Annotated in this window: 21 protein-coding genes; 12 read left to right on the top strand and 9 right to left on the bottom strand. The window is 62.2% G+C overall.

The window, feature by feature from the left end; translation table 11 throughout:
- Nucleotides 1-454: 454 nt before the first annotated feature.
- The 3 genes from ACP7BV_RS19800 (at nucleotide 455) to ACP7BV_RS19790 (ending at nucleotide 4,670) form a co-directional block, all read left to right on the top strand.
- Nucleotides 455-1,237 carry a 3-hydroxybutyrate dehydrogenase gene (locus tag ACP7BV_RS19800; RefSeq protein ID WP_426106244.1) on the top strand — a complete coding sequence of 261 codons (783 nt, stop codon included), beginning with the start codon at nucleotides 455-457 and terminating at the stop codon, nucleotides 1,235-1,237.
- A complete protein-coding gene (locus tag ACP7BV_RS19795) occupies nucleotides 1,222-3,165 on the top strand; it encodes an acyl CoA:acetate/3-ketoacid CoA transferase (protein WP_426106243.1) in 1,944 nt (647 codons plus the stop codon). The genes ACP7BV_RS19800 and ACP7BV_RS19795 overlap by 16 nt, the downstream gene beginning before the upstream one ends.
- Before the next feature lie 104 nt (nucleotides 3,166-3,269).
- The gene (locus tag ACP7BV_RS19790; RefSeq protein ID WP_426106242.1) at nucleotides 3,270-4,670 is read left to right on the top strand and encodes a sigma-54 interaction domain-containing protein; all 1,401 of its coding nucleotides are present in this window, start codon (nucleotides 3,270-3,272) and stop codon (nucleotides 4,668-4,670) included.
- A 19-nt stretch (nucleotides 4,671-4,689) separates the two neighbouring features.
- Here the strand turns inward: ACP7BV_RS19790 and ACP7BV_RS19785 are convergent, their stop codons facing one another.
- Genes ACP7BV_RS19785 through ACP7BV_RS19765 form a run of 5 tightly spaced genes read right to left on the bottom strand, consistent with a single transcriptional unit; the run spans nucleotide 4,690 to nucleotide 9,450 of the window.
- A complete protein-coding gene (locus tag ACP7BV_RS19785; protein ID WP_426106240.1) occupies nucleotides 4,690-5,490 on the bottom strand; it encodes a TatD family hydrolase in 801 nt (266 codons plus the stop codon).
- Between the two features lie 2 nt (nucleotides 5,491-5,492).
- Complete coding sequence (gene lolD, locus ACP7BV_RS19780) at nucleotides 5,493-6,191, bottom strand: lipoprotein-releasing ABC transporter ATP-binding protein LolD (RefSeq protein ID WP_426106239.1); 699 nt, start codon at nucleotides 6,189-6,191, stop codon at nucleotides 5,493-5,495.
- On the bottom strand, nucleotides 6,184-7,455 hold the full coding sequence (locus ACP7BV_RS19775) for a lipoprotein-releasing ABC transporter permease subunit (RefSeq protein ID WP_426106237.1): 1,272 nt from the start codon (nucleotides 7,453-7,455) through the stop codon (nucleotides 6,184-6,186). The genes lolD (ACP7BV_RS19780) and ACP7BV_RS19775 overlap by 8 nt, the downstream gene beginning before the upstream one ends.
- Nucleotides 7,452-8,192, bottom strand: a complete 741-nt coding sequence (lolD, locus tag ACP7BV_RS19770) for a lipoprotein-releasing ABC transporter ATP-binding protein LolD (RefSeq protein WP_426106235.1) — start codon at nucleotides 8,190-8,192, stop codon at nucleotides 7,452-7,454. The genes ACP7BV_RS19775 and lolD (ACP7BV_RS19770) overlap by 4 nt, the downstream gene beginning before the upstream one ends.
- A complete protein-coding gene (locus ACP7BV_RS19765) occupies nucleotides 8,185-9,450 on the bottom strand; it encodes a lipoprotein-releasing ABC transporter permease subunit (RefSeq protein WP_426106233.1) in 1,266 nt (421 codons plus the stop codon). The genes lolD (ACP7BV_RS19770) and ACP7BV_RS19765 overlap by 8 nt, the downstream gene beginning before the upstream one ends.
- A gap of 179 nt (nucleotides 9,451-9,629) precedes the next feature.
- On the opposite strand from ACP7BV_RS19765, the gene ACP7BV_RS19760 reads away from it, so the two are divergent.
- The 7 genes from ACP7BV_RS19760 to ACP7BV_RS19730 all read left to right on the top strand — a co-directional run bounded on the left by ACP7BV_RS19760 (nucleotide 9,630) and on the right by ACP7BV_RS19730 (nucleotide 16,299).
- The gene (locus ACP7BV_RS19760; protein ID WP_426106232.1) at nucleotides 9,630-10,820 is read left to right on the top strand and encodes a hypothetical protein; all 1,191 of its coding nucleotides are present in this window, start codon (nucleotides 9,630-9,632) and stop codon (nucleotides 10,818-10,820) included.
- A gap of 50 nt (nucleotides 10,821-10,870) precedes the next feature.
- Nucleotides 10,871-11,656: a ferritin Dps family protein gene (locus ACP7BV_RS19755; protein WP_426106230.1), complete on the top strand. Its 786-nt coding sequence runs from the start codon at nucleotides 10,871-10,873 to the stop codon at nucleotides 11,654-11,656.
- A gap of 139 nt (nucleotides 11,657-11,795) precedes the next feature.
- Nucleotides 11,796-12,818 carry a hypothetical protein gene (locus ACP7BV_RS19750; RefSeq protein WP_426106229.1) on the top strand — a complete coding sequence of 341 codons (1,023 nt, stop codon included), beginning with the start codon at nucleotides 11,796-11,798 and terminating at the stop codon, nucleotides 12,816-12,818.
- The gene (recJ, locus tag ACP7BV_RS19745; RefSeq protein ID WP_426106228.1) at nucleotides 12,815-14,509 is read left to right on the top strand and encodes a single-stranded-DNA-specific exonuclease RecJ; all 1,695 of its coding nucleotides are present in this window, start codon (nucleotides 12,815-12,817) and stop codon (nucleotides 14,507-14,509) included. The genes ACP7BV_RS19750 and recJ overlap by 4 nt, the downstream gene beginning before the upstream one ends.
- A 330-nt stretch (nucleotides 14,510-14,839) precedes the next feature.
- Nucleotides 14,840-15,277, top strand: coding sequence for an antitoxin Xre-like helix-turn-helix domain-containing protein (locus tag ACP7BV_RS19740; protein WP_426106226.1), 438 nt, complete (start codon nucleotides 14,840-14,842; stop codon nucleotides 15,275-15,277).
- Nucleotides 15,278-15,970 (top strand): RES family NAD+ phosphorylase, encoded by a 693-nt coding sequence (locus tag ACP7BV_RS19735; protein WP_426106224.1) that lies wholly within the window; start codon nucleotides 15,278-15,280, stop codon nucleotides 15,968-15,970. It begins immediately after the preceding gene.
- 8 nt (nucleotides 15,971-15,978) lie between these two features.
- On the top strand, nucleotides 15,979-16,299 hold the full coding sequence (locus ACP7BV_RS19730) for a DUF2288 domain-containing protein (RefSeq protein ID WP_426106223.1): 321 nt from the start codon (nucleotides 15,979-15,981) through the stop codon (nucleotides 16,297-16,299).
- Here ACP7BV_RS19730 and prfH read toward each other — a convergent pair.
- Both prfH and ACP7BV_RS19720 read right to left on the bottom strand, forming a co-directional pair.
- Complete coding sequence (gene prfH, locus ACP7BV_RS19725) at nucleotides 16,296-16,916, bottom strand: peptide chain release factor H (protein ID WP_426106222.1); 621 nt, start codon at nucleotides 16,914-16,916, stop codon at nucleotides 16,296-16,298. The genes ACP7BV_RS19730 and prfH overlap by 4 nt on opposite strands.
- A complete protein-coding gene (locus tag ACP7BV_RS19720; protein WP_426106220.1) occupies nucleotides 16,916-18,100 on the bottom strand; it encodes an RNA ligase RtcB family protein in 1,185 nt (394 codons plus the stop codon). Before ACP7BV_RS19720 ends, prfH begins: the two co-directional genes overlap by 1 nt.
- A 126-nt stretch (nucleotides 18,101-18,226) precedes the next feature.
- Between ACP7BV_RS19720 and ACP7BV_RS19715 the strand changes: the two genes are divergently transcribed.
- Both ACP7BV_RS19715 and ACP7BV_RS19710 read left to right on the top strand, forming a co-directional pair.
- Nucleotides 18,227-18,397, top strand: a complete 171-nt coding sequence (locus ACP7BV_RS19715; protein WP_426106218.1) for a hypothetical protein — start codon at nucleotides 18,227-18,229, stop codon at nucleotides 18,395-18,397.
- Between the two features lie 52 nt (nucleotides 18,398-18,449).
- Nucleotides 18,450-18,971: a M23 family metallopeptidase gene (locus ACP7BV_RS19710; RefSeq protein WP_426106217.1), complete on the top strand. Its 522-nt coding sequence runs from the start codon at nucleotides 18,450-18,452 to the stop codon at nucleotides 18,969-18,971.
- Nucleotides 18,972-18,977: 6 nt separating this feature from the next.
- Here the strand turns inward: ACP7BV_RS19710 and ACP7BV_RS19705 are convergent, their stop codons facing one another.
- Together ACP7BV_RS19705 and ACP7BV_RS19700 are read right to left on the bottom strand one after the other, a co-directional pair.
- Nucleotides 18,978-19,346 carry a DUF6463 family protein gene (locus ACP7BV_RS19705; RefSeq protein WP_426106216.1) on the bottom strand — a complete coding sequence of 123 codons (369 nt, stop codon included), beginning with the start codon at nucleotides 19,344-19,346 and terminating at the stop codon, nucleotides 18,978-18,980.
- Between the two features lie 61 nt (nucleotides 19,347-19,407).
- Entirely contained in the window at nucleotides 19,408-19,602 is a 195-nt protein-coding gene (locus ACP7BV_RS19700) for a hypothetical protein (RefSeq protein WP_426106214.1), read from the bottom strand.
- Nucleotides 19,603-19,698 lie beyond the last annotated feature (96 nt).

Genomic DNA, 19,698 nt, shown 5'->3' with positions numbered 1-19,698 from the left:
AATGGACACTTTGCTAGCGCCGCCTGGTCTATCCGCAGCGCCGGCGGTCACGTGATCTTTGTGCAGCACGCTGACGAAGAGGCCATTCCAGGCTCCCATGGGTGGCAGATCATCCCCACCCTGGCCACGGAACGGCAAGGGTGCCGGTAACGGGCACGGATTCCAGACCACTGCCGACGCTTTTCCTAGCGCCCCGAGCAACTAACAGGTAACGCCCGCTCCTAATTCGAGACAACCGTCTAAAATTTGAGACAAAGCCGAGCAACAGAGCGCCACGCCCGCCATGCATCAAACAAGTCTCAAACTTGAGACGACCGCCACCTCGACAATTGCGCGGCGAACGCTTTCTTGCTCGTGGCGACCCGTCATTTGAACCGCCCTCCCACATTGGCATGATCATTGCTCAGTAATCCGGAACGGTCAGCATCGGCCGATCATTCCAGGAGACTTTTGCATGCTACGCAACAAAACTGCCATCGTGACCGGTTCCACCAGCGGCATCGGCCTGGGCATTGCCCACGCACTGGCCGAGCAAGGCGCCAACATCGTCCTTAACGGCTTTGGCGACCCGCACGCCATCGAACTGCTGCGCGCCGGCATGGCCCGCGATCACGGCGTCGAGGTGCTGTTCTGCGACGCCGACATGTCGATCCCCAGGCAAGTGCGCGAACTGGTCGCTCTCGCCAGCGCGCGCATGGGCCGCGTCGACATCCTGGTCAACAATGCCGGAATCCAGCACACGGCCCCCGTCGAAGAATTCCCGGATGACAAATGGGACGCTATCCTCGCCATCAACCTGTCGTCCAATTTCCACGCCATCAAGGCCGCCCTGCCCCATATGCGCGCCCAGGGCGCGGGGCGGATCGTCAACATCGCCTCGGTGCACGGCCTGGTTGCCTCGACCATGAAAAGCGCCTATGTGGCAGCAAAGCATGGCGTAATCGGCCTGACGCGCGCCATTGCGCTGGAAACTGCCGGCTCCGGCATCACGTGCAATGCCGTGTGCCCGGGCTGGGTCTTGACACCGCTGGTGCAAAAACAGATCGATGACTTGGCCGCACGGCTGGATGTCGCCCCGGCGCAAGCCCAGGCGCAGTTGCTGTCGCAAAAGCAGCCCTCCGGTCAGTTCGCCACGCCCGAACAAGTCGGCGCGCTGGTGGCCTTCCTGTGCTCCGCCCCAGCTGCCCAGATCAGCGGCGCGGCCATGACGGTGGACGGGGGATGGACCGCGCAATGATCGGGCACAGCGCAGGGCAAGGCAAGGTGGTCACGGCCGGCGAGGCCGTGCGGCTGATCCGCAGCGGCGACACGGTCGCCACCGGCGGCTTTGTCGGTATCGGTTTCGCCGAAGAGATCGCCATCGCGCTAGAACAATTGTTTTTAGACGGCGGCGGGCCGCGCGACCTGACGCTGGTGTACGCCGCCGGTCAAGGCGACGGCAAGGACAAGGGACTGAACCACCTGGCCCACCAGGGCTTGCTCAAGCGCGTGGTCGGCGGCCATTGGGGGCTCGTACCCAAACTGCAGCAGTTGGCGCTGTCCGGCGCCATCGAAGCCTACAATTTGCCGCAGGGCGTGATTTCGCACCTGTTTCGCGACATTGCCGCGCGCCGGCCCGGCCATGTCTCGACGGTCGGCCTGGGCACCTTTGTCGATCCCCGTTTTGGCGGCGGCAAGCTCAACGAACGCACCACCCAAGACCTGGTGCAATTAATCGACATGCCGATGAGCACCGAAGAATGCCTGTTCTACGAAGCTCTTCCGATCAACATCGGTATCTTGCGGGGCACCACGGCTGATACCGACGGCAATATCACGATGGAAAAAGAAGCGCTGACGCTGGAAGCGCTGGCCATTGCGATGGCGGTGCACAATTCGGGCGGCATCGTGATGGTGCAGGTCGAACGTATTGCCGAGCGCGGTTCGCTCAATGCGCGCCGGGTGGCCATACCCGGCATCCTGGTCGACTGCGTGGTGCTGGCGCGTCCGGAACATCACTGGCAGACTTTCGACGAGCCCTACAGCGCAGCATTTAGCGCCGAGATTCGCGTGCCCGGCGCCTCCGCCCAGCCCATGCTCGCCGGTGCGCGCCGCATCATCGCGCGCCGCGCCGCGCTTGAACTCAAGCCCAACAGCGTGGTCAACCTCGGCATCGGCATGCCCGAAGGCGTGGCCGCCATTGCCAACGAAGAAAACGTGATCGACCTGGTGACGCTCACGGCCGAGCCGGGCGTAATCGGCGGCATTCCCGCCGGCGGCCTGAACTTTGGCGCCGCCATCAATGCCGACGCCATCATCGACCAGCCGTCGCAGTTCGATTTCTACGATGGCGGCGGCCTGGACGTGGCCTTCCTGGGGCTGGCGCAGGCTGACCGCCACGGCAACCTGAACGTGAGCAAGTTCGGCAGCAAACTGGCCGGTGCGGGCGGCTTTATCAATATCAGCCAGAACGCAAAAAAGGTTGTGTTCATGGGAACGTTTTTCGCCGGTAATGATGTGCGCAAGTTTGTTGATGAGGTCGAACACTGCACCTTCAGCGGACCGTTTGCCGTGCGCCGCAAGCAGCCGGTGCTGTACGTGACGGAGCGCTGCGTATTCCAGTTATGCGAAGAAGGACTGGAACTAATCGAAGTGGCTCCGGGCGTGGACGTGGCGCGCGATATCCTGGCCCATATGGACTTCGCGCCGCGCATCAATGGCACGGTCGCGCTGATGGATGCACGCATCTTCGAGGACGACAAAATGGGCTTGCGCGACAGGATGCTCAGCCTGCCACTGGCCAGCCGCTTCGCTTACGATGAGCGGCACAATACGCTATTCATCAATTTCGAAGGCTACAGCGTTCGGAACCTGGCCGACGTCAACGCCATCGGCTTCCAGGTGGAACGCCTGGCCCTGCCGGGCGGACGGCGCGTGCAGGCGATCGTGAACTACGACAATTTCTCGATCGCGCCCGACGTGCTCGACGCCTACACCGACATGGTCAAGGAGCTGATCGCCCGCTACTACGCGGGCGTGACGCGCTACACGACCAGCAGCTTTTTGCGCGCCAAGCTGGGAAAAGCGCTGGCCGAGCGCAGCGTGGCGCCGCATATCTACGAAAGCGCGGCCGAGGCGCATGCCTACCTGCAAAGCCTGGCCGGAAAGAACGCCCATTCGGCCTGACGCCAAGGACGTGATTAAACCGGCCTGATCCGCTGTACACTTGCATCATTTGCAAGTATCCTACAAGCTGATCGCCAAAGGGCCGGTGCACGATGTTGACACACATGACGCAAGCTTTCCTGCAGGATTCGCACGCCATCCACAAGCATGCGATGGCCTCCCTGTTCGCCCAGCTCGACAGCTTGTGCGAGGGGGCGATCACGGTCGACCGCAAGGGCCGCATCGCCTGGATCAACGACAAATATTTGGCCATGCTTGGCGTTGCCAGCGCCCAAGAGGCGCTGGGCCAGGATGTGGAGACGCTCATCCCCAACAGCCTGATGCGCGAAGTGATGCGCTTGAACCAGCCCATACTGCTCGACATCATGACCATTGGCGCACAGTCGATGGTCGTTACGCGCATGCCGCTGCATGACGCCCAGGGCGACGTCATCGGCGCGGTCGGCTTTGTGCTGTACGAAAAAATGAATTACCTCAAACCCCTGCTGACCAAGTTCGCCGCGCTGCAAGCCGAGCTGGCGCAGGCCAAGCGCGGGCTGGCCGAAACGCGCCGCCCCAAGCACACGCTCGACAGCTTTGTCGGCGAGAGCCCGGCCAGCGTTGAAGTCAAGCGCCTGGCGCGCCGCGCCGCCCAGCAGGAGGCCAGCGTGCTGCTGCTGGGCGAAACCGGTACCGGCAAGGAAATCATCGCCAGCGCGATTCATGCCGCGTCGCCGCGCTCGGGCGGGCCGTTTATTGGCATCAACATGGCAGCGGTGCCGGAAGCCTTGCTGGAAGCGGAGTTTTTCGGTGTGGCGCCTGGCGCCTACACGGGCGCCGACAAGCGAGCGCGCGAAGGAAAATTCAGGCTGGCCGACGGCGGTACTTTGTTTCTTGACGAAATTGGCGATTTGCCGCTGCCGATGCAAGGCAAGCTGCTGCGCGTGCTGCAGGAGCAGGAATTCGAACTGCTCGGCTCGAACAGCGTCGTCAAAGTGGACGTGCGCGTGATCGCCGCCACCAGCGTCGATCTCGATTATTTAATGCGTGAAGGTCGTTTCCGTTCAGATCTTTACTATCGCTTGAATGTCCTGCAGATCAAGTTGCCACCGCTGCGCGAGCGCTTGTCAGATCTGGCGCTGCTGTCCCAAGCGCTGCTGAAAGAAATTTCGCGCCGCACCGGCACGGCGCCGCGCCGCATCGGTCCGGGCGCAATGCCCATCCTCAGCGCCTACCGCTGGCCGGGCAATGTGCGCGAACTGGCCAACGTGCTCGAGCGTGGCTGCATCCTGAGCGACAACCTCGAACTGGACGCGGTCGACTTTGCGTTTTTGGGGCCGGCCGCGGCGAGCGTCGCCGTCAACTACGCCGAGGCACTCGCAGCGTTCGACCGCAACATCATCGCGCTGGCCCTGCAAGACAACGGCGGCCACGTACCGGCGGCGGCGCGCCAGCTGGGCATGTCGCGCGCCACGCTGTACAAGCGCATCGCAGCATTGGGTCTGGCGGGGCGCAAACACGCATAGCGCGCATAGCGCGCATTTTTCAGCCGACGATAGCGCTCAAGCGGGGCAATGCCGATAGCGCATTTGCCTTCATCGCCGCCTGCACATCGCCTGGCGCCATCGCGCGCAGTTCGGCCAGGGCCGCGCCAATCGCCGGCAACTGCTCCGGACTGTTGCGCGCCGGATGAACCCAGGCCGGCGAAATGTCGGGCGCATCGGTCTCGAGCACAAGGGCGTCGAGCGGCAGCGTGGTGGCCAACCGGCGGATCTGCAGCGCGCGGGTAAACGTCATCGCGCCGCCAAAGCCAAGCTTGAAGCCCAGGTCAATATACATCTGCGCCTGCTGGAAGCTGCCGTTAAATGCATGCGCGATTCCGCCAGCCGGGCGAATTTGCCGCACGTGCTTGAGCACCTGGTCTTGCGAACGCCGCACGTGCATCAGCACCGGCAAGGCATAGTCGCGCGCCATGCGCAGCTGTTCGCGGAAAAAATGGTCCTGCTTCTCGCGCATGGCCGCCTCGCACAGCATCGGGATAAAAAAATCGAGCCCGATTTCGCCGATCGCCACAAAGCGCGGATCGATGAGCGCCGCCTCGACGGCAGTGCGCAGCGCCAGCAGATCTTCTTCGCGCGCCTGGGGCACGCAGATCGGGTGAATTCCCAGCGCATAGCTGACGTTGGGCGCACTGGCCGCCAGTTGCGCGACAACGCCAAAATTACCCCGCTCAACTGCTGGAATCACGATCATGCCCACCCCGGCCGCGCCGGCGCGCTGGGCCACGGCCAGCGACTCGGCGCCGAATTCATGGGCGTCAAGGTGGCAGTGGGTGTCGATCCACATGGTCAGTGCGCCGCGCTCTGCAGCCCGGTGTCGGTCAGGCGCAGCACCCGGTCGCAGCGCTGCGCCAGCTCGATATCGTGGGTGACGATCACGAAGGCGGTGCCCAGGGTGCTCGAGAGGTCGAGCATCAGGTCAAAAATTTGCTGCGCCGTCGCGTGATCGAGGTTGCCGGTTGGTTCGTCCGCCAGCACGCAGCCGGGCTGTGTGACGAGCGCGCGCGCCAGTGCCACGCGCTGGCGCTCGCCGCCCGACAGCTCGCCCGGGACGTGAATGGCGCGCTTGGACAGTCCTACCCGTTCCAGGATCGCTTCGGCCTTCTTGACGGCCGTCGCGCGCTTTTCACGCCGGATCAACAGCGGCATGGCCACGTTGTCGAGCGCGGAAAACTCCGGCAGCAAGTGGTGGAACTGGTACACGAAGCCAAGCGACGTATTGCGCAGGTCGCCTCGCGCCGTCTCCGACAAGGTGGCAAAGTCGGCGCCCTGCAGCGTGACGCTGCCGGTGGTCGGCGTATCGAGCCCGCCCAGTAAATGGAGCAACGTCGACTTGCCCGAACCCGACGCGCCGACGATGGCCACGTGCTCGCCGCGGTAGACGTCGAAGTCGACATTATCGAGCACCTTGACCTGGTAGTCGCCCTGCACATAGGTCTTGCCCAAACCACGGCACGAGAGCACGGCTGGCAGCTTGGCGTCATTCATAGCGCAGCGCCTCCGCCGGTTTGACGCGCGAGGCGGCAAAGCTGGGGTACAGCGTGGCGATGAAGGCCAGGCCAACTGACACTGCGGCGATCAGGCATACATCGGGCCAGCGCACGTCGGACGGCAAGGCGCTGATGAAATAGATCTCCTTGGAGATGAACTGCATGCCCAGCACGCGCTCGATAAACGGGATGATGACGTCGACATTGAGCGCGATGAGCACGCCCGCGCCCACGCCTGCGGCAGTGCCGATGATGCCCACCAGCGCCCCCTGGATCATGAAGATCTTCATGATCGAACGCGGGGATGAGCCGAGCGTGCGCAAGATGGCGATGTCGGCCTGCTTGTCCGTCACCGTCATGGCCAGCGTGGCCACCAGGTTGAAGGCCGCCACCGCGATAATCAGCACCAAAATAATAAACATCATCTTCTTTTGACTCTGGACGGCGGCAAACCAGGTCGGGTTGTGCTTGGACCAGTCGCGCAGCAGCAAGCTGCCCGGCATGGTCCTGGCCAGCTCCTGGGTGACCTGCGGCGCCTGGTGCAGGTCGGCCAGGCGCAGGCGCACGCCGGCCGGCGCCAGCAGGTTGGCGATGACCTGCGCATCGGCCATGTGCACGAAAGCCAGGCCCGAGTCGAACTCGAAATGGCCAACCTCGAAGATACCCACGAGCGTAAAGTTGACCATGCGCGGCGAGCTGGCGGCCGCTGACGCATCGCCCGGCGCCACGGCCAGCGTGACCTTGTCGCCTACCTTAAGCGCGAGCGCCTTGGCAAGCTCGCTGCCCAGGATGATGTTGAATTCTCCCGCGCGCAAGGCGTCAAAGCTGCCCTGCCCCTTGACCATGCTGTGCGGGACGTCCGACACTTTGCTCTCTTCGGCGGGCAGCACGCCGCGCAGCACGGCCGGCTTCATGACGCCGTCGTACATCAGCATGCCCTGGGTTTCGGCGAACGGAGCAGCCCCGATCACGGCCGAGTTCTGGTATGCCGCCTTGATTGCGCCTTGCCAGTCGGGCATGGCGCCGCGCTCGTCGTAGATTTCAATGTGCGCCACCACGGCCAGCATGCGGTCGGTAACTTCCTTCTGAAAGCCGTTCATCACCGACAGCACCACGATCAGCGCGGCCACGCCAAGCGCAATGCCCGACACCGAAATGAGCGAGATGAATGAAATGAAGCTATTGCGCGCACTGCGCTTGCCGGCGCGCGTGTAACGGATGCCCACGGCCCATTCGTAGGGCAGTTTGTCGATAATGCTCATGGCGTCGCGCCTTGCAAAACGGTCGTCCGTTCAGCCGGATGCAGCCCGTGTTCGGTCAGGCGCAGCACGCGGTCGCAGCGCCCGGCCAGTTCAATGTCGTGGGTGACGATGACGAAGGCGGTGCCCAGGGTGCTCGACAAATCGAGCATCAGCGCAAAGATCTGCTGCGCGGTCGCGTGATCGAGGTTGCCGGTCGGTTCATCGGCCAGCACGCAGGCCGGTTGCGTGACGAGGGCGCGCGCCAGTGCCACGCGCTGGCGTTCGCCGCCGGACAGTTCGCCCGGCACGTGAATGGCGCGCTTGGACAGGCCCACGCGCGCCAGGATGGCTTCGGCCTTGGCCAGCGCCGTTGCACGTTTTTCGCGCCGGATCAGGAGCGGCATGGCCACATTGTCGAGCGCCGAAAATTCGGGCAGCAGGTGGTGGAACTGGTAGACGAAGCCGAGCGAGGCATTGCGCAAGTCGCCGCGCGCGGTTTCCGACAGCGTGGCAAAGTCCTTGCCATGCAAGGTGACCGAGCCGGTGCTGGGCGTATCGAGCCCGCCGAGCAGATGCAGCAAAGTCGACTTGCCCGAACCGGACGCGCCGACAATGGCCACATGCTCGGCGCGCTGCACGCTAAAGTCGATATTACTCAGTACCTTGACCTGGTAGTCGCCTTGCGTATACGTCTTGCCCAGGCCGCGGCAGGCCAGCACAACGTCGGAAACCGGCTTACTTGAAACAGGCTTATTCATAGCGCAGCGCCTCCGCAGGCTTGACGCGCGAGGCGGCAAAGCTTGGATAGATGGTAGCCAAAAAGGCCATCAGCACGGACATGCCGCCGATGCCATACACGTCGGGCCAGTGCAGGTCCGACGGCAAGGCGCTCACTTGGTAAATATCGCTCGACAAAACCTGCGCTCCAAAAAGGTGTTCAAAAAACGGGACGATCACGCCGATATTGAGCGCCACCACCACGCCCATGCCGACGCCGGCCAGCGTGCCCAGAATGCCCACGACCGCGCCCTGGATCATGAATATTTTCATGATGGAGTGCGGCGACGCGCCCAGCGTGCGCAAAATGGCGATGTCGGCCTGCTTGTCCGTCACCGTCATCACCAGGATCGACACCAGGTTGAAGGCGGCTACGGTGATGATCAGCGCCATGGCGATCAGCATCATCTTCTTTTCGATCTGCACGGCGGCAAACCAGGTCTTGTTCTGCTTGGACCAGTCGCGAACTTCCAGGTGGCCGGGAAGGCTCGCTTCGAGCTGCCTGGCGACTTCAATCCCCTGGTGCATGTCGGCGATGCGCAGGCGAATACCGGACGGCGCGGCCAGACGTTCCATTTTCTGTGCGTCCGCCATGTGCACGAAGGCCATGCCGTTATCAAATTCAAAGTGGCCCGCCTCGAACACGCCCACCAGCGTAAAAGAACGCATGCGCGGCACCATGCCGGCCGGCGTGACCTGGGCCTGGGCCAGCGCCATGGTGACCTTGTCGCCGATATTCAGACCAAGCGAACGGGCCAGCGCGTAGCCCATCACAATATTGAACTGGCCGGGGCGCAGCGCGTCCAGGCTACCTTGCACGACCGTCTTGGCGACGTCGGACACCTTGGGTTCTTCCGACGGCAGCACGCCGCGAATCACGGCCGGGCGCATCGAGCCGTCCTTGAGCAGCATGCCCTGGGTCTGGACGTAGGGCGCCGCGCCCTTGACGGCCGGGTTCTGGAACGCTTGCGTCATCACCTCCTGCCAGTTGCTCATCTCGCCCTGGGGCCCGAGCACTTCGATATGCGCCAGCACCGAGAGCATGCGGTTGGTGACATCCTTGCGAAAGCCGTTCATGACCGACATGACGATGATCAGCGCGGCCACGCCGAGAGCGATGCCGGCGACCGACAGGAAGGAAATGAAGGAAATGAAGCTGTTGCGGCCGCTGCGCTTGCCGGCGCGCGTGTAGCGCAGGCCGACCAGCCATTCGTACGGCATCTTGTGGGTGATACTCATGAGTCCCGGCAGTGTATTTTAAGTAAGTGCGAAGTGTGCCATACAAAGCCGCTGCATGACAGTCTTGCCACCATTGAATCACGCGCCGCTAGGCTGACAGTTACAAAAAAACCTTGAACCTGCCGGCAGCCGGCAACTCAAAGCATGAAGCCCGTACGTTCACCAACAGGAGGCTCGTGATGGCATTTAGCTTATTTGACGCAAAAGGCATTAAGGTCGAGAACCAGCATTTTACCTGGCGCGACCTTGTTCAAAAACCGATCAGCAAACTTGACGACGACGCATTTACGCGCGTGCGGATCATTCTCATCAACGGGCTGGAGCACGAAGCGCTGCGTTTCGGTCACATGGCGGCGCGTTTCAATGCCGACCTGCGCCTGCCGCTGGCCCAGGTGCGCCGCACCGAGCACCACCAGGCCACCATGGTCAACTGGCTCATTGGCGCCGACCATTCGCCCCTTGAAACCACCATTGCCTACGAACAGACGGCGATCGAAGTCACCGCCGCCATCGCCCAGCGCGAGCCGGACGCTTACCTGGCGCAGGTTTACCGTTTCGGGCTGCTGGAAGACTTCGACCATTTATACCGCTACTCGGCCCTGCTCGACCGGCTTGAAGGCAAGGATGCCAACAACATCTTGCAAAGCTATACCGACATCGTGCCCGCCCGCCACACGGTGGAACACCACCGCTCGCCCGAGGACGACCTGCGCACACCCTACGACGCCAAACAGGCCGATTTCCTCACCAAACTGCACGCGCTCACCATCGTCGCAGGCGAATCGCAAACCCAGAACTATTACCTCAATATCGGTCCGCTGTTTTCCGACCCGCTGGCACGCCAGCTCTATGCCGAGATTGCCTCTATCGAAGAGCAGCACGTCACCCAGTACTCATCCATGCTCGACCCGACCGAAAGCTGGCTCGAACAATGGGTGCTGCACGAGGCAAACGAGTGCTACAACTACTACAGCTGCGTGGAGCAGGAAACCAACCACAACGTCAAAGCCATCTGGGAACGCTTCCTGGACTATGAGCTGGGGCACTTCCACATGGCCTGCGGCGCGCTTAAGCAGTTCGCCAAACGTGACCCAGCCGAGATCGTCACGAGCGACTTCACCGCCCCGCTCGCGTTCCGCAGCCAGCGCGAGTTCGTGCGCAAGGTGCTCGCCAACGAGGTTGACCTGCGCACCGACGGCACACAGTTCGTCACGCGCGACAAGGAGGGACCTAACTCTATCCTCTACCGCAACGTGGTCAACGCTGACGGTTCGCCCAGCGAAGCGGTGGCGTCCGGCTACATCTGGGCGCCAGGCACGGAACTGAGCCGCAGGGGCAAGATCAGCGCCGTGGGAACCATGGCGTCCTGACGTCTTCCCGATTTGATGAACTATTGCAGGAGACATCTTAGGAGATATGTATGACACGTCATTCTGAACACGTGGGCATGAACCGCACCGGGATCCAGATGTCGCCCGTTGACAGCAAGGCGATGCAGGAAATGGATCCTTCCATGGCCGGGATTGACGACGGCGACGAATCGGCACTGGCCGAGATGCGCAACGACTACATCGCCAACGCCGATTCGCTTGGTTCGATTCCGCTTCCCGGCACGCTCAAGGGTGCAGTGAGCATGACGGTGCAGGCGCTCAAGGGCGACAGCCCGCAAATCCTGCTCGACAAGCTTGGCGAGCGGCTCGCCTTTGAACGTACCGGCACCCGGCTCTATGACGCGCTGATCACCAAGTGCGAAGTCATGCTCGACGGCGACATCAGCATGACTATCGATGACCTGGAGCACATCAGGGCCGATGAAGCGCGCCATTTCATGCTTATTTCCGACGCCATCGAATCGCTGGGCGGCGACCCGACGTCGCAAACGCCCAGCGCCGACCTGGCCGGGGTCGAGTCCATGGGTCTGGTCCAGGTGTTGAACGACCCGCGCACCAGCATTGCCCAGTCGCTGCACGCCATCATGACGGCCGAACTGAGCGACAAAGCCGGCTGGGAAACCCTGGTCGCGCTGGCTGACGAGCACGACCTGACCGACATGGTCGATGAGTTCACTAACGCGCTGAACCAGGAGCGCGAGCACCTGGCACTGGTGCAAACGTGGTACGAGGAAGCCATCGGACTGACGTACGGCGATGTGGAGCTCGACGGTGGGGACATCGATAGCCAGCAAGAGTCGATATCAGCGGAATAACAGCAGCGCATGCATTAGTAAATGGCAGCACGCGCCGTGCCGCCTAATGGTGGCTTGATTGTCGCCCGGCGCGCGTTTTTAAGGGCACTGCAGGTTCGTGCAATTGCACCTGGAAACATAAGATGCCCTACAATGTGGCATGACTCAGATTACGCTTGTCCTGCCCTACGCTCTGCCCCCCTCCGAACTGGCGCAAGACTTGGTGCGCGCCCTGAAGACCCCAGCCTTGGCAGCGTTGCTGTCGCGCGCTGCGTGCCGCAGCTTGCCCTTCGACGACAATTTGCGCGCGCTGCCGCATGAAACCTGGCTTTCCGCAACGCTCGGCCTGGCGCCTTCCGGCGCCCCAAGCTTTGCCGCCGCCGCCATGCGCGGCTTTGGCCTGGACCCTGGCACGGCCGCCTGGTTCATCATCAACCCTGCCCACATCGAAATCGCACGCAGCCACCTGTTAATGCACGACCTTCGCCAGCTGCACCTGGCCGAAGACCATGCCAAAGCCTTGTTCGCCACCTCCAAGCCGGTTTTCGACGAATTGGGCAAAACGCTGGTGTACGGCGACGCCCAGACCTGGTTCATGGCCGCCGGCGACTGGGCCACGCTGCACACCGGCTCGCCCGACGCCGCCGTGGGCCAGAACCTGACCGACTGGCTGCCTACCGGCCCGGCCGCCGTGGAATTTCGCAAGCTGCAAAACGAAGTCCAGATGCTGTGGTTCGAGCACCCGGCCAACGTGGCGCGCGAAGGTCGCGGCCTGGCAGCGGTCAATTCCTTCTGGCCGTGGGGCTTGTCGCAAGGGCCTGCAACTGCGGGCGCTACGCCACTGTTTGCCGCCACCGGCGTGCCGTCCTGGCTGTCGGCCATCGCCACCAGTCCTGCAGCCGCCCTGCCCGACCCGTTCAGCGGCAAGGAGGCTGACAGCATGCTGGTGCGCGGCGACTTGTGCCAGGCCGCCATGGCCGGCGACTGGTCCAGCTGGCTTGGCCTCATGCAGCGCTTTGAAGAGACACTGTTCGCGCCCACGCTGGCCGGCTTGCAGCATGGGCGCAATGCGCAGCTCAGGCTCGTGATCGGCAACCGCGCCGTCCACAAGGCATTCATCACCACCAAGTGGGCGCAGAAAGCATTCTGGCGTTCGCCTACCCTCGACCGATTGTTGCCATGACCCGTATTTCGACCCGCCCCTGTTCGTTCCGCACTTCTGAAATGCTGCGCCAGGGCGGCGTGCATCCCGTGCTGGCCCGCCTGTTTGCCTCACGTGGCTTGTCCGACGCGCGCGAACTGTCGAGCGAACTGGCGTCCCTGATGGCACCAAGCGGCTTGCTGCATATTGGCGCCGCCGCCGTGTTCCTGGCCGACGCCATCGCTGCCGGCAGAAAGATGTGCATCGTGGCCGACTACGACTGCGACGGCGCCACCGCCTGCGCCGTCGCGCTGCGCGGCTTGCGGGCCATGGGCGCCACGGTCGACTTCATTGTTCCCAACCGCTTCGAGTACGGCTACGGGCTCACGCCCGAAATCGTCGCCCTGACCGCGCGCGAAAAAGCGCCCGACATCATCGTCACCGTCGACAACGGCATCGCCAGCATCGACGGGGTGCTCGAAGCGAAGCGGCGCGGGATTGACGTCGTCATCACCGACCATCACCTCCCCGCCGACAAGCTGCCCGAGGCGCGCGTCATCGTCAACCCCAACCAGCCCGAGTGCGGCTTTCCCAGCAAGCACCTGGCGGGCGTGGGCGTGGTGTTTTACGTACTGCTGGCCGTGCGCGCCGAAATGCGCCGGCGCGGCGTGTTCGACGCCCAGACCCAGCCCAAGCTCGACAACCTGCTCGACCTGGTCGCGCTGGGGACCGTGGCCGACGTCGTCAAGCTCGACGCCAACAACCGCATCCTGGTCGCGCAAGGCTTGAAGCGCATGCGCGCCGGCCGCATGCATGCCGGTGTAGCCGCGCTGTTTCGCGTGGCCGGGCGCGAACCGCGCACCGCGTCGCCCTTCGACCTGGGCTTTGCCCTGGGTCCGCGTTTGAACGCCGCGGGACGGCTGGACGACATGTCGCTTGGGATCGAGTGCTTGATCACGGACGACGAAGGGCGCGCCTGGGCGATCGCCCAGCAGCTCAATGAAATCAACCTTAAACGGCGCGAAATCGAAGCGGAGATGCAGGACGCTGCGCTGCTACACCTGGACGCCTTTGAGCCGTCGGCCAGCAATACGATCAGCGTGTTTGACGAAAGCTGGCACCAGGGCGTGATCGGCATTGTGGCCTCGCGCCTGAAGGAGAAATTTTTCAGGCCCACGATCACGTTCGCGCCCGGTGCCGATGGCTGGATCAAGGGGTCCGGACGGTCGATCCCAGGATTTCACTTGCGCGATGCGCTCGACCTCGTGTCGAAACGTGCGCCCAGCCTAATCGACAAATTTGGCGGCCACGCGATGGCGGCCGGGCTGACGATACGCGCTGACGCCTTTGACGCGTTCTCGGAAGCCTTCGAGGCAGTGGGACGCGCCTGGCTGAGCGCCCCGCAGCTCGAGCGCATCATCGAGACCGACGGACCGCTGGAAGACGCGTACTACACGACCGAATTCATTGACATCATGGATGGCCAGGTATGGGGCCAGGGCTTCGCGCCGCCCGTGTTTTGCGACGAGTTTCGGGTGGTAAGCCAGCGCATTTTGAAAGAGCGCCACTTGAAGCTGCAGCTGGAGCGCAATGGCCAGCGCTATGATGCGATCTGGTTCGGGCACACCGCGTCGGTGGGCGAGCGCGCCAGGGTCGCATTCCGGCTCGATGCCAATGAGTACAACGGCGTCACGCGGGTGCAACTGATGGTGGAACACGCGGAACCGGCGTAAAGGGACGCCAGATCCAAGGAGTTGCTCAGTCATCGACGCAGCACCTCGCGCACGAAGTTATCGCAGAACAGATAACGTTTTAGCATTGCGCGCTGCCTCTGGTGTGAACGTGTCCCAACGAGGGGCATAGGTCGGATAAGCGCAAGGCCTGGGCGCGCCCCTTCTCCGACCTGCGCATCGTTGACGCCCCAAACGCGCAACAACAAAATGACGAGTGTAAATTACTCCAACTCATCGAAAAAAGCCAAGAAACCCTCCGAATTCGGCGCAAACGCTTGCACGTGCGGCCCAAGTGGAGTATAAAGTATCCATAACCGGAGGTATCGCATCATGAACCTAGCCTACGCATATCCTAAAAGCCGTTTCGAGCCCGCCGTCCTGGTGGACTTGAACGCGCGGCCCGAACGCGAGCGCCTGTCCAAGTCGGCGCTCATCGGCTTTTTCAAGCTCGTTGCAGCCTGGAAGCTGCGCGACGAAGACGCGCGCGAACTTCTCGGCGGCCTGTCTTCGTCCACGTTTTACGAGTGGAAAAAGAACCCCGACCGCGTGCTCGAAGTCGACCGCATTACGCGTATTTCTTACCTGCTCGGCATCTACAAGGCCCTGCACATTCTGTACGGCGACAAGCTCGCCGACGAATGGATCACGCTCCCGAATAAAAATCCCGTGTTTGCCGGGCGCACCCCGATCTCGCAGATGGTTGCGGGCGGCCTGCTGGCCATGCAAACCGTACGCAAACTGCTCGATGCGCGCCGCGGAGGCCTCTAATTGCCCGTCGTCCCCCAACTTTGCAACCTGCGCCAGTTCGATACCTGTCGCCTGATCCCGTCGCGCTTTGCCGATGTCGAAGACTCGGTCCTCGCACCGCTGGCCGGAAGCCCCGACGTGCTGCGCGACCTGTTCGAGCTCGATAACGCCACCAACGAACGCCTGCGCGGCGAATACGGCGGCCTGCCCGGCATTGGCGTCGATGAACTCGTATTCGGCGTGCCCAACTTTCGCATCATCAATGCGGCCTATACCTATCCGCGCCCGGAAGGCAGCCGCTTCAACGACGGCGAACGCGGGGCCTGGTACTGCGCTTTCGAAGTGGAGACTTCGCTCGCCGAAATCACTTTCCACAAGACCGTGGAATACCAGGAGATCGACCGCTTCGACGACAGCGTGACCTACCAGGCGATGCTGGCTGACTTCACCAGCACCTTCCACGACATCCGTGGCATCGACGCCTTCAGCAACTGCCTGGACCCGGCCAGCTACATGGACTCGCAAAAACTGGCCGCCGACCTGCTCGACGCCGGCTCGATGGGCGTTATTTACCCCAGCGTGCGCCATGAAGGCGGCACTTGCCTGGCATGCTTTCGGCCCGCGCTGGTCGGCAACGTGCGCAAAGGCCCGGCCTACCGCCTTACGTGGTCCGGCTCGCCAACACCCGTCATTGAATCCATTGAACACCCTTGATCTTTTGCATGAACACGACACCTGACAACGACACCGACCTGCGCATCAAGATCAACCTCGAAACTGCGCGCCTGCCATGGGCCGAACTGGAACGCCACTTCGCCCAGGGCACCGTGGTCTACATTAGCGAAGAACTCGACCTGGTCGATGTCGCCGTGCGTATTTCGCACGACGACAAGGCCGCCATCGCCGCCTGGATGGCCGAAGGCAAAGTGGGCAAGGTCACCGACGTGCAGGCCCAGACCTGGGCTCAGTCCGAGGCCTTGCTGTGGACGTCAGTGGTCAATCCTTTCATCCTGGTCCAGCCAGAGAAGAAAAAAATTCACTAGCGCTTTTCCGCAAAGTCTGCACCGACGAACACGCGGGCGGCATTACCCCGCTCCGCCTGCAGGTGCCCCATGCGGCGCGCCGACTTTTGACTATCGGCTTGCGCTTGCGCCAAAGCGGCCAGCTTACTTGCCAGCAGTTGCCCCGCCAACCGCTTGTTGGCATGCTGGCTGCGCTCGCTCTGCACCTTGACCGACAAGCCGGACGCCACGTGCGTGGCCCGGATCGCGCTGTCGGTCTTGTTGACGTGCTGCCCGCCCGGTCCGGACGCGCGCGTCGCCTCATAGCGGATCTCGCCCGTGCCGGCGTCCACCTGCGGCGGCGCGAAGGCCGCGCCATGCAGGAACCAGTTCTTGCGCTTGTGGAGCTTGCGGTAGGGGCTCTCGCACACCCACAGCAAACTGCCGCACCAGCGCCTGGCCAGCAGCGCGGCGTCGCCACCATCGAGTTCAAGCAAGACCGACCTGAAAGTGCCGAGAACCGGCCCTTCCAGCTGTTCGACGATACGAATGTCGACGCCGGCCTGCAACGCCTCCGCGCTCAACACGCCGACCGCCTTTGTCACCGCAAGGCAGCACGCCGCCGGGCCGGAATTGACCGTGATTTGCAACCAGATCATCAGCAGCACTCCCCGCGTGTTTTGTACGTCAGCAGCGGTCTGCTGCGCGCAACAACGCGCGCAAGTCCTGCGCCAACCAGGCACGCGAGCACGCTGTCGACGTTCTTGTATGCCTGCGGCGCCTCCTCGTAAATCAACGCGCGGTCATTGCAGATCACGCGCCCGCCCATTGACGTGCGGCTCAATTGCGCCGGCGTGGCGATACGGTCCAGCCGCCCTTTGCAGTCGGTGCGCATCCACTTGCGCCCGGCGCCATGCGCCAGCGAATGCAGGCTGAGCGATCCTACTTCCACGAGCGGCTCGATCAGGTAGCTGTAGTCGTCGCGCGACCCGGGCAGCACGACCAGCGGGCCATCGCTGGGCGTGGCACCTTTTCGGTGCAGCCAGCCTTGCACGCCATCGATGCAGGTGGCGTTGACGGTGTTGTGGTTCACTTCCAAAACTGCCTCACCGGTGCAGCGCAGCCGATTGAACATTCGCGCGGCGATCAGGCTGCGATTGAGCTCTGCAAACCGCACCGCAGCATCGTGCTGCAGCAGGTAGGCAAGCGCCTCCTCGCTCCCTTCGGCCAGCCCCGCATGGCTGAACGCATCGACATGCGCGCGCAGCACCTGCTGGCCCAGGCCGCGCGAACCGCTGTGCACCAGCAGTTGCAGGCACTTTGGCGCCAGCGCAGTTGCGGCCAGCACGTCGGGCGCCTCCACCGCGTCGATCACCTGCAGTTCGGCGAAGTGATTGCCCTTGCCGATCGTGCCGAGCGAGCGCAGATGCGCCGGGTCCAGGCCAGCTGCCTGCATCAGCGCCGTCAATTGCGCGAGGCGCGCGAGCATGCCCTCGTCAAGGCTGGCCCATTCGTCCTCATCCATGACCTCGTCCAGGTTGCCGATCTGTTTGTCGAGCTTGTCGAGCTTGGCCTTCCCGGCCAGGATGTCAGTCTGCCACAGCGCCATGCCGCAGCCAATGTCGTTGCCCACCAGCGCCGGATAAAAACGCCCGGTCGAGAAAAAAGCGGCGCCGACCGGGTAACCGCGGCCGGGATGCAAGTCCGGCAGTCCGACCACGCGCTGCATGCCTGGCAAAAGCGACGTGGTCTTTGCCTGTTGAATAGCCGCGTCCTCGAGCCACAGGCGCTCGGACGCAATGATCGATACGCGATCAGAAATTTGTTGAACAAAATTGCCCATGTAATGCCAATCCAAAAAAATAGAAAAAGGATTGGGCGCTGGCGGTGGGCGGACGAGTGATTCGTCGCTGGAGGAACTACGGCTTAATGCAGGACGTGACCAGCCAGACCCAGAAAAGGAGTGGAGATGTTCAAGTTAGTCATATCAAACTCCTTTCAAAAAATGGGTTGGCTTGCCGAGGTCCCGGATCATAAATCAATTTTAGAGGGCTTGCAAGAAAAACATCAGCGCTCGTCTGCAGAGCAACGCGCAGGCATTACATTGGAAACGCATCGTGCCTGCACACATCGGCAGTAAAGTCTGGTGTTACGCTGCCCAACCGACGTTACTCTGCACTGTGAATACGCTCTTGTTAACCATCATTCGCCGTCTCCTTGCTACCGTACTGTTCATCGCCCTGGCGTACCTGGCGTTTCCCTGGCTGGACCTCGCCTGGTATGCCGTCCGGCTGTCTTCCATGCCGCAGCCAACTGAGCTGGCGATGCCTGTTGATGCGATTGACCCCCACGCCCTCAGAGACACGTGGCATGCCGCGAGGGCGCCGAATCGCCGCCATGAAGGGATCGACATCTTTGCGAAAAAGGGAACGCCGGTGTTAGCATCTACCGAAGGCATTGTGCTGCGGCTCGAGGAAACGCCCGTCGGCGGCAAGGTGGTGTGGGTGCTCGGGCCGGCCGGGCACCATCACTACTATGCTCACCTGGACCGCTTCGGCACTGTCAGAGCCGGCGATCGGTTGCGGGCCGGCACGCTGCTGGGATATGTTGGTAACACTGGCAATGCCAAAACCACGCCACCGCATCTGCACTACGGCGTCTATGCCGATGAGGGCGCGATCAATCCTTATCCCTTGCTTGGCGGGAGGTCGTAGCGCCGGTCATGCGCTGGCATTGGGCGCGACAGGTGTGCGATTATAAAATATCGCAAATATTGCCGGAAACATCAACCAGAATCCTGAAATTGGCATCATCACCACGCCGACGGTAGTTAGCAACAAAAGCGCCACCCCCACCGATTTTGACACTTGCAGCCTATTTTTTTCAAGGTTGGAAATCAGCATTCCAACAATGAACAAAACGATGCCAAATAGCGCAAACCAGACAGCCCTTCCGGATTTTACTGACTGTACGGAATCATAGAGCCCACCAGCAATCAATTCACGATAAGCTCCACCAAAGAAAAGCGATGCAGAGACCGTGTGTCCGATAGCGACAAACATCACCCACTTACCAATCCAATTTCTCAAAATATCTCCCCGTTAAAATTCTATAAAAAGTACCTCTACGTCTGCTGTTGGCCGAACATGACTACGACAACACTGGCATGAACGCCCCAGTCAGAGCGTCCACATCAGGCTTGGTTTTGGATGTTTGGAATAAGGCCTCGTCCACGCGATCCAGCAGCCAAGGCAACTCCGGCTTCTGAGTCGATTTCTTTGCAAGCGTGCTGCATGCCTGCGCTACATCGGGAGAGGTGAGTAAATTGGTGAGTTGCTTTTCCATTCGCCTACTCGACAGGCGTTCGGTAATTTGCAAGCTAGTTGTCGCCTAAAAGCGGTTTCTACGCTGCTTTTTTGAGTTCTGGATTTTTCTCCTTTT

The sequence above is a fragment of the Massilia sp. TSP1-1-2 genome (assembly GCF_049896185.1).
Lineage (GTDB): Bacteria > Pseudomonadota > Gammaproteobacteria > Burkholderiales > Burkholderiaceae_D > Telluria_A.
Note: the sequence above shows the minus strand (reverse complement) of the source record. Positions and strands in the feature narration are given on the sequence as shown.

Excerpts from the sequence above, each read along its gene's own strand:
- ACP7BV_RS19800 (WP_426106244.1), top strand. The coding sequence starts at position 455 with ATGCTACGCAACAAAACTGCCATCGTGACCGGTTCCACCAGCGGCATC.
- ACP7BV_RS19795 (WP_426106243.1), top strand. The coding sequence starts at position 1,222 with ATGGACCGCGCAATGATCGGGCACAGCGCAGGGCAAGGCAAGGTGGTC.
- ACP7BV_RS19790 (WP_426106242.1), top strand. The coding sequence starts at position 3,270 with ATGACGCAAGCTTTCCTGCAGGATTCGCACGCCATCCACAAGCATGCG.
- ACP7BV_RS19785 (WP_426106240.1), bottom strand. The coding sequence starts at position 5,490 with ATGTGGATCGACACCCACTGCCACCTTGACGCCCATGAATTCGGCGCC.
- lolD (WP_426106239.1), bottom strand. The coding sequence starts at position 6,191 with ATGAATGACGCCAAGCTGCCAGCCGTGCTCTCGTGCCGTGGTTTGGGC.
- ACP7BV_RS19775 (WP_426106237.1), bottom strand. The coding sequence starts at position 7,455 with ATGAGCATTATCGACAAACTGCCCTACGAATGGGCCGTGGGCATCCGT.
- lolD (WP_426106235.1), bottom strand. The coding sequence starts at position 8,192 with ATGAATAAGCCTGTTTCAAGTAAGCCGGTTTCCGACGTTGTGCTGGCC.
- ACP7BV_RS19765 (WP_426106233.1), bottom strand. The coding sequence starts at position 9,450 with ATGAGTATCACCCACAAGATGCCGTACGAATGGCTGGTCGGCCTGCGC.
- ACP7BV_RS19760 (WP_426106232.1), top strand. The coding sequence starts at position 9,630 with ATGGCATTTAGCTTATTTGACGCAAAAGGCATTAAGGTCGAGAACCAG.
- ACP7BV_RS19755 (WP_426106230.1), top strand. The coding sequence starts at position 10,871 with ATGACACGTCATTCTGAACACGTGGGCATGAACCGCACCGGGATCCAG.
- ACP7BV_RS19750 (WP_426106229.1), top strand. The coding sequence starts at position 11,796 with ATGACTCAGATTACGCTTGTCCTGCCCTACGCTCTGCCCCCCTCCGAA.
- recJ (WP_426106228.1), top strand. The coding sequence starts at position 12,815 with ATGACCCGTATTTCGACCCGCCCCTGTTCGTTCCGCACTTCTGAAATG.
- ACP7BV_RS19740 (WP_426106226.1), top strand. The coding sequence starts at position 14,840 with ATGAACCTAGCCTACGCATATCCTAAAAGCCGTTTCGAGCCCGCCGTC.
- ACP7BV_RS19730 (WP_426106223.1), top strand. The coding sequence starts at position 15,979 with ATGAACACGACACCTGACAACGACACCGACCTGCGCATCAAGATCAAC.
- prfH (WP_426106222.1), bottom strand. The coding sequence starts at position 16,916 with ATGATCTGGTTGCAAATCACGGTCAATTCCGGCCCGGCGGCGTGCTGC.
- ACP7BV_RS19720 (WP_426106220.1), bottom strand. The coding sequence starts at position 18,100 with ATGGGCAATTTTGTTCAACAAATTTCTGATCGCGTATCGATCATTGCG.
- ACP7BV_RS19715 (WP_426106218.1), top strand. The coding sequence starts at position 18,227 with ATGTTCAAGTTAGTCATATCAAACTCCTTTCAAAAAATGGGTTGGCTT.
- ACP7BV_RS19700 (WP_426106214.1), bottom strand. The coding sequence starts at position 19,602 with ATGGAAAAGCAACTCACCAATTTACTCACCTCTCCCGATGTAGCGCAG.